This is a genomic window from Lysobacter capsici, assembly GCF_018732085.1.
Classification (GTDB): Bacteria; Pseudomonadota; Gammaproteobacteria; order Xanthomonadales; family Xanthomonadaceae; genus Lysobacter; species Lysobacter capsici_A.
This window is the reverse complement of sequence record NZ_CP076103.1, coordinates 379,210-392,302: the sequence shown is the minus strand read 5'-3', so window position 1 is coordinate 392,302 and position 13,093 is coordinate 379,210. Positions and strand designations below refer to the sequence as shown.

Genomic DNA, 13,093 nt, shown 5'->3' with positions numbered 1-13,093 from the left:
GAAGATCAAAAGCCGGCGCGGCTGGCACTGCGTGGAGCCGGGAATGGGGAATCGGGAGTAGGGAATCGGAAGATCAAAGGCCGGCGCGGCTGGCACTGCGTGGAGACGGGAATCGGGAATCGGGAGTAGGGAATCGGAAGATCAAAAGCCAGCGCGGCTGGTATTGCGTGGAGCCGGGAATAGTGAATCGGGAATAGGGAATCGGAAGATCAAAGGCCAGCGCGGCTGGCACTGCGGCCAGGGTTGATGTATTGAGTTGAACCAACGTAGCTGGCGAGTCATCAACCGCCAGCGTAAGTGCTTTACCGATTCCCGACTCTCGATTCCCGATTCCCGTTCCCCCACTGGTGCCCCGTGGAAACCCAGTTCCTCAATACCTTCGTGACCGTGGTCGATCAGGGCTCGATGGCCGCCGCCGCGCGCGTGCTCAACATCACCCCGGCCGCGGTCGCGCAGCAGATCCGCACGCTCGAACGCGAGATCGGCGCGCCGCTGATCGCGCGCGTGGGCCGCACCGTCAGCGTCACCGAGGAAGGCGCGCGGATCCTGCCGCGCACACGCGAACTGCTGCGCAACGTCGCCGACCTGCGCAGCGTCGCCAACGACAGCGAAATCTCCGGCGAGCTGCGCCTAGGCGCCTGCCCGACCGCGCTGGCCGGGATGCTGCCGGACGTGCTCGCGCGCATGGTCGAATCGTTTCCGGGCATCAACGTGTTCATCCAGCCCGGCTATTCGGCCGATCTGTACCATTCAGTCGAAAAGGGCGACATCGATGCCGCGGTGGTGCTGCAGGCGCCGTTCCCGCTGCCCAAGACCTGCGAGTGGCAGCTGCTGCGCGAAGAGCCGCTGATCGTGCTCGCGCCGCGCAGCATGGCCGGGCGCGATCCGCGCGAACTGCTGTCGACCCAGCCGCTGATCCGCTACGACCGCCACCACTGGGGCGGCCGCCAGGCCGACGAATACCTGCGCGCGGCCAACATCGTGCCGCGCGAGCGCTTCGAACTGAATGCGCTCAACGCGATCGCGGTGATGGTCGATCGCGGCCTGGGCGTGTCGCTGGTGCCCGACTGGGCGCCGCCGTGGCCCGAAGGCCTGCAACTGGCGCGCATCCCGCTGACCGATTCGACCGCCAAACGCTGCATCGGCATCGTCTGGTCGCGCTCCAGCGTGCGCGTGCGCCTGGTCACCGCGTTCCTGCGCGAAAGCCGCAAGGCGATGACCTCGCAAGCACGTTGAGACCTGGGTTGAGCATCGCTGGTGACGCCATGCCACCTTGCCGATTGACTCACGCGCAAGCATCGGCGCAGCGTGGTCACACCGAGGGATGACGTTGCGCACATGCAACTAGAACCTTGGTCGTACTCGCGCATTTTCGGGTTCCAACACGCCGATACGGCGGTTAGGCTGCTCGCGAACACGACGGTCGATGCGCTCGCACCGCCTTGTTTCGCCCGCTGTCGATCAATCCTCGGACCTCCCCAAAGACCGCCGTCGGCAGGACGCCCGCGGCGGTCTTGCCGTTTTTACCGCGACGTCGTGCATCGCGCGGACCGATGCTGCAATGCGACAAAACTTTTGCTATCGACCCGCAGCGCTTAAGACAACAAAACCTAGTCTGTGAACATACTCCGCGTCGGTTCCAACTGTGACAGCGAGCGCATAGGCTCGCCTCGAACCTGCAAAGACATCGGCGCGACAGGGAGAGGTCGCGAGCAGCGACAGCGCCGCCGTTCTTTGCACGCCACCACGGGCACGCGTCCCCCTCACGCGCAGGCTCGATCACCGGCACTCAACGAGACCGACATGCTCAAGCCACTTACCGCCGCGATCAGCAGCGTCCTGCTGCTCTCCACCTTCGCGGGCACCAGCTACGCGCAAGACACCGACCCCGCCGCCACGCCCGCCAGCGACAAAGCCGCCGTCGACCTCGACAACGTCGTCGTCACCGGCACCCGCAGCCCCAAGGCGGTCGACAAGATTCCCGGCGCGATCACCCTGGTGTCCAAGGCCGAACTCGCCCGCAGCCTGGTGCTGACCGAGGACGCCACCGCGGTGCTCGCGCGCACCGTGCCCGGCTACGCCGAGTCCTCGCAGGCGATGAGCAACACCGGCGAAAACCTGCGCGGCCGCGTCGCCCTGCGCCTGTTCGACGGCGTGCCGCAGGGCTCGCCGCTGCGCGAAGGCACCCGCAACGGCACCTTCACCGACATGGGCGTCGTCGGCCGGATCGAAGTCATCAACGGCCCGTCGGCCTCCGAAGGCATCGGCGCGGCCGGCGGCATCATCAACTACCTGTCCGCGGCGCCGACCAAGGAAGGCAACGAGTTCACCATCACCTCGCGCTACACCACCCAGTTCAAGGACGACAGCGCCGGCTGGAAGCTCGGCGCGACCTTCGCGCGCAAGGCCGGCAACTTCGACATGATCACCGCCGCCTCGTTCCTCGACCGCGGCATCACCTACGACGGCAACGGCCGCCGCATCGGCATGAACACCAGCGGCTCGTTGTCCGATACCGAAGCGCGCAACCTGTTCATCAAGGCCGGCTACAACTTCGGCGAAGACGGCGTGCAGCGCATCGAAGGCTCGGTCAGCCACTTCAGCATCGAAGGCAAGGCCAACTACGTGCAGGTGCTGGGCTGCCGCCCGGACGAAGCCGCGCTGTGCGGCGAAACCCGCACCAACACCTCCGAGCGCGGCTCGATCTTCGGCTCCAAGGCCGCGATCAACGACTTCAAGCAATACCAGCTCAGCTACATCCATTCGGATTTCTTCGGCGGCACCCTGACCGTCAACGCCTACAAGGCCGATCAGGAAATGCGCTACCTGCCGGAAAACACGATCGACAAGCAGGACCCGTTGATCGCGCCGATGGACACGATCTACGACCAGTCCGAAATCGTCACCAACAAGAAGGGCCTGCGCACCTCGTGGGCGCGGCCGTCGCTGTTCTCGGTCAGCGGCCTGGAACTGCGGGTCGGCCTGGACCTGGTCAAGGATACCGCGCAGCAACGCCTGGCGCTGACCAACCGGCTGTGGGTGCCGCCGATGGAATACAGCAGCAAGGCGCCGTGGGCGCAGCTGTCGTGGGACATCGGCCCGGTCACGCTGTCGGGCGGCCTGCGCCGCGAAGACGGCGAACTGCACGTCGACAGCTACACCACCACCTGGTACCGCGATCGCCGCCACGTCGACGGCGGCACGCTCGAATACCAGGAAACCTTGAAGAACCTCGGCGCGGTGTGGCGCATCAACGACGCCTGGTCGGTGTTCGGTTCCTACGGCGAAGGCTTCACCCTGGCCAACGTCGGCATCCCGCTGCGCAACATCCAGTGCTCCAACGATCCGGGCGACACCCAGCCCGACGGCTGCCCGAACGATCCGCGCATCGGCGTGGGCGATCTGCTCGACCTCAACGCGATCGTGGTCAAGAACACCGAGTTCGGCTTCAACTGGCGCGGCGAGCGCGGCGCGCTGAGCGCTTCGCATTACGACTCCAAGTCCGACTACGGCCAATCGCTGGCGATCGACCCGGCCACCAACGACTTCGTCCTGCTGCGCGCGCCGGTGCGGATCAAGGGCTACGAATTGTCGGGCGACTGGCGCTTCAACGAGGACTGGCGGTTCAGCGCGGTGTACTCGCACACCGCCGGCAAGACCTCGTTCTGGGCCGCCGACGCGGCCGGACGCTATCCCGCCGGCGCCACCAACAAGCCGATGGGCGTGCTCGACATCAACCCCGACAAGTTCGCCTGGACCCTGACCTGGAACTTTCTGCCGCACGCCGACATGAGCCTGGGCGCGACCACGCTGTTCTCGCGCAACCTGTCGGGCAGCGACGTGCGCGCCTTCGACGGCCAGCGTTTCAGCTTCAAGGAAAGCACCCACGGCTACACCTTGTTCGACCTGGGCATGAACTTCGAAACCGAGCGTTACGGCAAGTTCTCGCTCGGCATCGAGAACCTGTTCGACAAGCAATACATCCTGAGCTGGTCGCAGCCGCCGGGCGGCTTCCAGAACTACTGGGCCGGACGCGGCCGCACCGTGTCGCTCACCCATACCTTCAAGTTCTGACCACCCGCCCAGGCCGTACCCGACACCGCCGCCGAGCCCGATCGCTCGCGGCGGTCGCTTTCGCTACGCAGGACCGCATGCCTTGCCCGTTTCCGCCGCCCTTCGCTGTTGCCTGCTGATCCTGGGTGCGGGCTGCGCGGGGTTGGCGTGCGCTCAAAGCCTTGCGAACGAAGCCCATGCGGTTCAAGCCCATGCGGTCCAGGCCAGCGTCCAGCCCGACTTCAGCGCGCTGCACCGCTTCATGCGCGACGCGACCGATGCCGAAGGCTACCTCGGCGCCGTGGTACTGATCGCGCACGAAGGCCGCATCGTCGACTTCCACGCTTACGGCCACCGCGACCTGGCCCGTCGCGAACCGATGCGCAAGGACGCGATCTTCCGCCTCTATTCGATGAGCAAGACCATCGCCTCGGCCGCGGTGATGCTGCTGGTCGAACAGGGTCGCATCGGCCTGGACGATCCGGTCTCGCGCTATCTGCCCGAACTCGGCCATCGCCAGGTGTTGATCGGCGGCAGCGCCGACGCGCCGCGACTGCGCCCGGCCAACAGCGAGATCACCATTCGCCAACTGCTGACCCACACCGCCGGGTTCGCCGCGGGCCTGAAAGGCGATGAAGCCGCGACCGAGCTCATGGAACGCAACGACCCGCACGCGGCGAGCGACCTGCGCGGGTTCGTCGAGCGATTGAGCCACGCGCCGCTCGCGGCCGATCCCGGCACCCGTTTCGGTTACGACGGCGCCGCGATCGAAGTGCTCGGCCGGGTGGTCGAAGTGGTCGCGCGGCAACCGTTCGATGCGTTCCTGCGCGAACGCATCTTCGTTCCGCTAGGTATGCGCGACACGGGCTTCAGCGTGCCGGCGTCGCAACGTGGTCGCGTGGTCGACATCACCACGATGGGCGACGACGGGCGGCTGCGGATCGCCGACGGCCCGAGCGCGCGCGAACCGGGCGCGGCGTTGAATGCGTATGCCAGCGGCGCGGGCGGGTTGTATTCGACCGCTTGCGACTATGCGCGGTTTGCGCAGGTGTTGTTGGATGGCGGGGCGATTGCGGCAAAGGATTCGGGTTTTGCTTTGGCTTCGAGCACGGGTACGGGTACGGGTACGGGTACGGCTTCGAATTGTCCGCATGAAGCAACGAACCTTTCGGACCGACATCCTTTCAATTCGTCATTCCCGCGAAGGCGGGAATCCAGAGACTTTCGTGCAGCCACGTTAAAGTCTCTGGATTCCCGCCTTCGCGGGAATGACGGTAGGAAAGAGCGCGGCGAACCCGAGACGACCGTCGAACCCACTCGACGCCTCCTCCGAGCCGAAACCGTCGCCCTGATGCTGCGCAACCAACTCAACATGCTCGATCCGCCCGTGCATCAATTCAACCCGGGTGAAGGCTTCGGCTTCGGCGGCTCGGTCGTCATCGATCCGGTCAAGCGCGGCCAGCCCGGGTCGGTCGGCCGCTTCGGCTGGCCCGGCGCGGCGTCGACCACCTATGCGATCGATCCGGCGCGTCGATGGGTCGCGATCGCGTTGTTGCAGCACCTGCCGCGCGGCGATGTACCGCGCGATCTGCCGAGGATCAGCAAGGACTTCTATCGCCTGGTGGACGAAGCGATGGCGGACGCAAACAAAAGCAACACTCGCGACACTACGAACCCGGACACACCGAAATGAGCGTAACCCACAACCTTCCCGTCTTGATCGCCGGCTCGGCGAACCTCGACTTCGTCGTCCGCGCCAGCCACGTCCCCGCTCCCGGCGAAACCGTGCTCGGCCGCGAACTGTCCACGTTTCCCGGCGGCAAGGGCGCCAATCAGGCGATCGCCTGCGCGCGCGCCGGCGGCGCGGCCACGCGCATGCTGCTCGCGCTCGGCGACGACGCCCATGCCGCGCCGATCGAAGCCTCGCTGCGCGACGCCGGGGTCGAGCTGCAGCTGATCCGCTGTCCCGACCACGCCACCGGCACCGCCTTCATCTGCGTATCCGACGACGGCGAGAACGCGATCACCGTCGCGCCCGGCGCCAACGCCGCCTTGCGCGCCGACGACCTGCCCGCGCTCGACGGCGTCGGTCATCTGTTGCTGCAACTCGAAACCCCGCTGCCCGCGATCGAAGCCTGGGCGCGACGCGCGCGCGACGTGGGCGTCACGGTCGTGCTCAACGGCGCGCCCGCGCGCGCCTTGCCCGCTTCGCTGCTGGACTGCGTCGACCTGTTGATCGTCAACGAAGGCGAGCTCGCCGCGCTCAGCGGCATCGCCGGCGACATCGACGCCGCGCTGGCGCGCATTCCCACCGCGCAGGTCGTGGTCACGCTCGGCGCGCTCGGCTGCCGCGCGCGCGTCGACGGCCGCGTTCTGACCCAGGCCGCGTTCCCGATTCAGGCGCTCGACACCACCGCCGCCGGCGACACGTTCTGCGGCACACTGGTCGCGGCGCTCGCTCAGGGCGATGACTTCGCCGCGGCGTTGCGCCGCGCCAGCGCCGCCTCGGCCCTAGCCTGCACGCGCGCAGGCGCGCAGGCCAGCGTGCCGACGCGCTTTGAGGTCGAACGATTGCTCGCCACAACGCCCTGATCGCCGGCCCTCCATTCCCCGCCTCGCTCCCCACCGACGCCCCCATGACCCAGCCTTACCGACCCGCCGCCGACGATGACGCTTCGCACGAAGACGAACGTCGCGCCGTGCGCACCGAATACAAGTTCTCCCACGTCACCACCCAGCGCTATCTGCCGCTGCCGGGCAAGGCGCCCGGCTGGCCGTTCGCCGAGATCGGTCACTGGAAGGTCGATGTCGACGCGACCCTGGACGACTGGATCGCCGAGTTGGTCGACTGGCGCCGCGAACACCTGATCCGCATCGGCTACGACGACGCGCATTACCGCCGCCCGGAACTGCAATGGGCGCAGCGCAATTTCGTCCACGCGCAGATGATGGCCGAGGACCGCTACTTCTACGATCCGGTCGCCGGCCGCTACACCGTCGATCGTTACCTCGACGATCTCGAACGCCGCTACGGCGGCATCGACAGCGTGCTGATCTGGCATGTGTACCCGAACATCGGCGTCGACGACCGCAACCAGTTCGACCTGGCCGGCGATCTGCCCGGCGGGCTCGACGGCCTGCGCGGCGCGATCGAGGATTTCCATCGCCGCGGCGTGCGCGTGTTCCTGCCGACCATGCCCTGGGATCACGGCACCCGCGACAGCGGAGTCAAGGACTGGGACGCGGTGGCCGAACTGGTCAAGGCGGTCGGCGCCGACGGCGTCAACGGCGACACCTACAACGGCGTGCCGCGCGCATTCTTCGACGCCTGCGACGCGCTCGGCCATCCGGTGGTGCTGCAACCCGAATCCACCATCAGCGCCGAGGAAGCCTTGATCTGGAACGTGCAGAGCTGGGGCAAGAAAGCGCCGAACGAGCTGATCCCGCCGGTGGCCAAGTTCAAGTGGCTCGAACCGCGCCACATGATCAACTACGAGAACCGTTGGGGCCGCGATCGCAACCACGACCTGCAATACATCTTCTTCAACGGCGTGGGCTACAACGCCTGGGAGAACATCTGGGGCTTGTGGAACCAGCTCACCGACCGCGACGCCGAAACCCTGCGCCGCATCGCCACGATCGAACGCGAGTTCGCCGCGTGCATGACCAGCGCGCACTGGCGGCCGTACGTGCATACCCGCCAGGCCGGCGTATTCGCCAGCCGCTTCCCGCACGCGGGCACCACCGTGTGGCACCTGGTCAATCGCAACGAATACGAGATCGACGGCGAACAGATCGCGGTCGCGCACGAGCCGGGCACGCGCTATTTCGACGCCTGGAACGGGGTCACGCTGGAGCCGCGCATCGACGGCGAGCAGGCGGTGTTCGAATTCGTTCTCGAAGGCCGCGGCTTCGGCGCGCTGCTGGCGTTGGCGCCGGGGGTCGAACACGCCGGCCTGGACACCTTCCTCGACGGCATGCGCCAGTTGTCGGACATCCCGCTGCATCGCTATTCGAAGCAGTGGCATTCCCTGCAGCAGCGTCTGCTGCCGATCGCGCCAGTGACCCCGGTCGCGACCGCGCCGGACGGCATGGTCGAGATTCCGGCCGGCGAATTCGACTTCGTCGTAGGCGGCATCGAGATCGAAGGCCAGACCTGGGAAGGCGTCGACGTGCAGTACCCGTGGGAGGACAGCGCGCGGCGCAATCACCGCAAGCGCATGTCGATGCAACGCTTCTTCATCGACCGCACGCCGGTCACCAACGCGCAGTACCTGCGCTTCGTCCAGGCCAGCGGTTACGCGCCGCGCGATGCGCACAACTATCTGCGCGATTGGCTCGACGGTGCGCCGCGGCCGGGTTGGGAGAATCGTCCGGTCACGTGGGTTTCCATCGAGGACGCCCGCGCTTACGCGCACTGGGCCGGCAAGCGCCTGCCGCGCGAGTGGGAGTGGCAGTACGCCGCGCAAGGCGGCGACGGCCGCCGTTATCCGTGGGGCAACGACTGGCGCGAAGACGCCGTGCCCGCGCCGAATCGCGGCCGCCGCCTGCACGCACCCGACGAAGTCGATGCGCATCCGGCCGGCGCCAGCGCGTTCGGCGTGCTCGACCTGGTCGGCAACGTCTGGCAATGGACCGACGAATACCACGACGAACACACCCGCGGCGCGGTGCTGCGCGGCGGTAGTTCGTACCAGCCGCAGACCTCGCACTGGTATTTTCCGCAGGCCTACCGGCTCGACCAGCACGGCAAGTACCTGTTGATGGCGCCGAGCAAGGATCGCTCGGGCTGCATCGGTTTTCGCTGCGTGGTCGATGCGAGCGCATGAACCGCGACCCTGAGCCTTCAGCCCACGCCATGAGCCACAACGACTACAGCGCCAAGACCGCGCGCGTCGAGGTCCGTCTCGACGGCCTGCTCGGCGACGCGCTCGAGGCCAATCGCCGCGGCCGCCTGTCGCATTTCATCGTCGACGAAACCAGCCCGGCGATCGCGATCTTCGCCCCAAGCCATCGCCAGCAGAATATCGAAGGCGACTGGTACGGCGAACATGCCGGCAAGTGGCTGGTCGCCGCGGCCAAGGCCGCCGCGCGCAGCGGCGATGAGGCGTTGCTGGCGCGCGTGCGCCGCGTCGCCGACTTCCTGGTCGCGCATCAGGAAGCCGACGGCTACATGGGCACCTACGCGCCCGAGCACCGCTTCATGCGCAAGCAGGCGCCCAAGCCCGGCACCTGGGACGGCGCGCCGAGCGTGCGCACCTGGGACATCTGGACCCATGCGTACCTGATCCTGGGATTGCTGGAAATCCACAGGCATTTTCCCGAGCCGCGGTATCTCGACGCGGCGCGCGCGATCGGTGCGCTGTGCCTGGAGACCTTGACCCGCGGCGGTATCGACATCACCGAGTTGGGCAATCACCACGGCATGTCGGCCACGGTGTTGCTGGACCCGGCGGTCGAGTTGTACTTCGCCACCGGCGAGCGCGCGTTTCTCGATCTGGCGCTGACCGTGCTCGGCCAGGCCGACGCCCATCCCGACCTCGCCCTGCTCACGCGTGCGCTGGCCGGCGTGGATGCGGCGCAGATCGCCACCGGCAAGGCGTATCAACTCGCGTGGAATCTGGTCGGCCTGGCGAAGCTGCATCGCGCCACCGGCCGCGTCGAGTATCTGAGCGCGGTCGAGTCGCTGTGGCGCAGCATTCGCGATCATCACCTCAGCCTCGGCGGCGGCCCCTGGGGCGGCGTCGCCCATCGTTCGCGCGAAGTGTTCAACCCGGCCGGCGTGTTCAGTCCGCAGGGCTATGTCGAAACCTGCTCGACCCTGGCCTGGATCCAGCTCAATCGCGAACTGCTGAGCATCACCGGCCAGGCGTGTTACGCGCAGGAGATCGAGCGCTCGGCCTATAACGATCTGCTCGGCGCGCAGGCGCCCAACGGCGAGGACTGGTGCTACTACGTGTTTCCCAACGGGCGACGCGTGCATACGACCTACTGGCGCTGCTGCAAATCGAGCGGCGCGATGGCGATCGAGGAACTGCCGGCCATCGCCTACACCCGCAGCGGCGACGATGCGCTGGCGATCAATCTCTACGGACCGGGCGCGGCGCGGGTCGAATTGGCGCGGGCGGGCACGGTGCGGATCGAGCAGAACACGGCTTATCCGTTCGATGGCCGCATCGGTCTGCATGTGAGCCCCGAGCGCGCGGCGCGATTCGCGCTGAAGCTGCGAATTCCTTCATGGGCGAACGACGCGTCGGTATCGATCAATGGCGAATCCGTGTCGACCGCAATCGCAGTTGGCGATTACCTCGTGCTCGATCGCGAGTGGAGCGACGGCGACCGTATCTCCATCGACTTCCCGATGACTCCGCACCTGCACACCGCAGTCAATCGCAACGTGCAGGAGTCGCGCGCGCCCGACGGCAGCCCGGTCGCGCAGGAGGTGTTGCACAACGAGTATCTGGCGCTGACCTGCGGCCCGCTGGTGTATGCGACCGGCCTCATCGACGGCTTCAAGACCGAGGAAACGCTCAGGCCGCCCACCGCGCCCGCATCGGATTGGCTGCACTGGCACGCCGCCGATGCGCAGCATGCGACGCCGCGGATCGAGCTGGACCCGGGCTATCGCGAGCCGCTGGTGTTTCAGCCGTATTACTGCGCCGGCGGCCGCGTCGACGGCGCGTGGCGGCTGACCTGGCTGTCGTTGCCGCCGGTGTCGCCGGTGTCTCCGCAGTGAACGATGCGTGCACGGCGTGCGAGAACGCCCAAGTAATAATTTGTGCTCGCAGAACATACCTAACTTGCCTTTTTATCGGCTCGCCCCCGGCGCACAGTGGGTCGAGCATCACGCATCGTCCGGACAGCACGGCATGACCCCCACTTCCTCCGATCCGATCGCGGAACCCGTCGCGGCGTCCGGCCCTCTGGCCGGCGTGCGGGTCCTCGATCTGAGCGCTTACATCGCCGGGCCCTACGGTTGCAGCCTGCTCGCCGACCAAGGCGCGGACGTGATCAAGATCGAGCCGCCCGACGGCGACAATCTGCGCCAATACCCTTCGACCCTGGCCAGCGAAAGCCGCGCCTTTCTCGGGGTCAATCGCAGCAAGCGCGGCATCGTGCTCGACCTCAAGCGCGCCGACGACCACGCGGTGCTGCTGCGCCTGGTGCGCGAGGCCGACGTGCTGGTGCATAACTTCCGGCCGAGCGTGCCCAAGCGCCTGGGCATCGATTTCGAACAACTGCAACTCATCAACCCGCGGCTGATCTATTGCGCGGTCACCGGCTACGGCGAAACCGGGCCGATGAAGGACAAGGCCGGTTACGACCAAGTGCTGCAGACCATGACCGGCATGTGCAACCTGCAAGGTCGCCGCGGCGGGCCGCCGGAAATCATCTACGGCTCGGTGGTCGACTACTACGCCGCCGCATTGCTCGCGGCCGGCGTGTCTTCGGCGCTGTTCGAACGCGAGCGCAGCGGCCTGGGCCAGTTCGTCGGCGTGTCGCTGCTGCGCAGCGCGCTGACCATGCAGTCGGCGCGGATGATCTGGGCCGACGGCGAAGGCCTCGACATCGGCCGCGACATGCGTTCGGGCGGCGTCACCGGCATCCATCCGACCCGCGACGGCCATATCTACATCTCGGCCAACACCGCGCGCTTCTGGAAAGCGCTGTGCGAGAAGACCGGCCTGCGCGAACTGGCCGACGACCCGCGCTACGACAGCGTGCGCAAGCGCGCGCAGGCGGTGGCCGAGATCGTGCCGCGCCTGCAGCAGGCGCTCGCCGCGCGCAGCGCGATGGAGTGGGAAGCGATCTTCGGCGACGAGGTGCCGTGCGCGGCCGCGCGCCGGATCGAGGACATGTTCGATCATCCGCAGGTGCTGGCCGAAGGCATCGTCGATGCGATCGACCACCCGCAGGTCGGCCGCTACCGCGGCGTCGCCCAGTCGATCAAGTTCGGCCGCACCCCGGGGCCGGCCGCGTTCGCGGCGCCGATGCTGGGGCAGGATACACAGGCGGTGAAGGCGGAGTTGGGGGAGACTGGGGTGGTGGGGCGCAAGCGGCGGGGGTGAGGGTTTCGGGCGCTGTTGAGCCGTTGCGCTGAGCTTGAGTGGGTTTGATTCATATCGCTGGCAGTCTTAGTGCCCTTTCAGGAACGTCATTCCCGCGAACGCGGGAATCCAGTGTCTTTGGCGAGTCCGTACGAAAGTCGCTGGATTCCCGCGTTCGCGGGAATGACGGCGATGAGAGTGGCGAGGAATCCGTGGGAGCGCCGATGTGCGTTCAACCCTGACGCAATCCGATCCGATCGCGACGCAACCCAGCCTCAATACCGCGCTGCATCCGCTCCCGGCACAAACTTCTCCCACAACTCCTCGAACTGCCCCGCGAAACACCGCACCAGATTCGCATCGTCGGTCACCACCAGGTTCTCCTCATTGCTGGTGGTCGCGCTGCGGGTCCAGTTGAAGCTGCCGTTGGCCAACACCCGGCCGTCGAACAGCGCGAACTTGTGATGCATGTGGAACGGGCTGTCGTCGATCCGCAACGGCACGCCGAGTTCGCGCAATCGAAGCACATCGCTGCCCTCGTCGAATTTCTTGTCGTTGTCGCTGATCACTCGCACCGTGATGCCGCGCTTGTGGCAGGCCAAAATCTCCTCGGTCAGGCGATCGTCGGAGATCGTGTACACGCAGATATCGACGCTGCGCTTGGCCCCGCGGCACAGCTCGCGCAACTTGCGCAGACACGCATCGCCGGGGGCGAAATAGGCGCTGGACACCACCGCCGGCGCGGCGGCGACGATGTCCAGGGTCTTGACCACCTGCTCGAGCCAACGCAAGGCATCGAGCGTGCGCGGCGGCTGCGCCAGCATCAACTCGCGGGTCATGTCGAAGGCGCGATTGCGCAGGTAACGCACACGGTCGGCGCCGACGTTGCCGCCGAGCTCGCGCAGTTCGAACTTTTCCCCGTTGTCGAGGGTGTAGTCGGCGATGCTCTCGCGCAGGGTCTGGTCGAGTTTGGTGAAATCCATATCGGGACG

The 13,093-nt window shown here is 66.9% G+C and carries 8 protein-coding genes; 7 read left to right on the top strand and 1 reads right to left on the bottom strand.

Annotated elements, in window-relative coordinates; genetic code table 11:
• The first annotated feature begins 354 nt into the window (after positions 1-354).
• From KME82_RS01575 to KME82_RS01545, 7 genes are all read left to right on the top strand, one after another.
• On the top strand, positions 355-1,236 hold the full coding sequence (locus tag KME82_RS01575; RefSeq protein WP_036107659.1) for a LysR family transcriptional regulator: 882 nt from the start codon (positions 355-357) through the stop codon (positions 1,234-1,236).
• 567 nt (positions 1,237-1,803) lie between these two features.
• On the top strand, positions 1,804-4,074 hold the full coding sequence (locus KME82_RS01570) for a TonB-dependent receptor (protein ID WP_215496978.1): 2,271 nt from the start codon (positions 1,804-1,806) through the stop codon (positions 4,072-4,074).
• Between the two features lie 241 nt (positions 4,075-4,315).
• Positions 4,316-5,746 carry a serine hydrolase domain-containing protein gene (locus KME82_RS01565; protein ID WP_252255881.1) on the top strand — a complete coding sequence of 477 codons (1,431 nt, stop codon included), beginning with the start codon at positions 4,316-4,318 and terminating at the stop codon, positions 5,744-5,746.
• Positions 5,743-6,645, top strand: a complete 903-nt coding sequence (locus KME82_RS01560) for a ribokinase (RefSeq protein ID WP_215496976.1) — start codon at positions 5,743-5,745, stop codon at positions 6,643-6,645. Before KME82_RS01565 ends, KME82_RS01560 begins: the two co-directional genes overlap by 4 nt.
• Before the next feature lie 44 nt (positions 6,646-6,689).
• Positions 6,690-8,882 carry a formylglycine-generating enzyme family protein gene (locus KME82_RS01555; RefSeq protein ID WP_215496975.1) on the top strand — a complete coding sequence of 731 codons (2,193 nt, stop codon included), beginning with the start codon at positions 6,690-6,692 and terminating at the stop codon, positions 8,880-8,882.
• Entirely contained in the window at positions 8,879-10,789 is a 1,911-nt protein-coding gene (locus tag KME82_RS01550) for a glycoside hydrolase family 127 protein (protein WP_252255582.1), read from the top strand. Before KME82_RS01555 ends, KME82_RS01550 begins: the two co-directional genes overlap by 4 nt.
• A 133-nt stretch (positions 10,790-10,922) precedes the next feature.
• Positions 10,923-12,122, top strand: coding sequence for a CaiB/BaiF CoA transferase family protein (locus KME82_RS01545; protein WP_215496974.1), 1,200 nt, complete (start codon positions 10,923-10,925; stop codon positions 12,120-12,122).
• A gap of 254 nt (positions 12,123-12,376) precedes the next feature.
• Here the strand turns inward: KME82_RS01545 and KME82_RS01540 are convergent, their stop codons facing one another.
• Positions 12,377-13,084, bottom strand: coding sequence for a phospholipase D-like domain-containing protein (locus KME82_RS01540; RefSeq protein ID WP_215496973.1), 708 nt, complete (start codon positions 13,082-13,084; stop codon positions 12,377-12,379).
• Between the last annotated feature and the right edge of the window lie 9 nt (positions 13,085-13,093).

Excerpts from the sequence above, each read along its gene's own strand:
- KME82_RS01565 (WP_252255881.1), top strand. The coding sequence starts at position 4,316 with ATGCGCGACGCGACCGATGCCGAAGGCTACCTCGGCGCCGTGGTACTG.
- KME82_RS01560 (WP_215496976.1), top strand. The coding sequence starts at position 5,743 with ATGAGCGTAACCCACAACCTTCCCGTCTTGATCGCCGGCTCGGCGAAC.
- KME82_RS01555 (WP_215496975.1), top strand. The coding sequence starts at position 6,690 with ATGACCCAGCCTTACCGACCCGCCGCCGACGATGACGCTTCGCACGAA.
- KME82_RS01540 (WP_215496973.1), bottom strand. The coding sequence starts at position 13,084 with ATGGATTTCACCAAACTCGACCAGACCCTGCGCGAGAGCATCGCCGAC.
- KME82_RS01570 (WP_215496978.1), top strand. The coding sequence starts at position 1,804 with ATGCTCAAGCCACTTACCGCCGCGATCAGCAGCGTCCTGCTGCTCTCC.
- KME82_RS01545 (WP_215496974.1), top strand. The coding sequence starts at position 10,923 with ATGACCCCCACTTCCTCCGATCCGATCGCGGAACCCGTCGCGGCGTCC.
- KME82_RS01550 (WP_252255582.1), top strand. The coding sequence starts at position 8,879 with ATGAACCGCGACCCTGAGCCTTCAGCCCACGCCATGAGCCACAACGAC.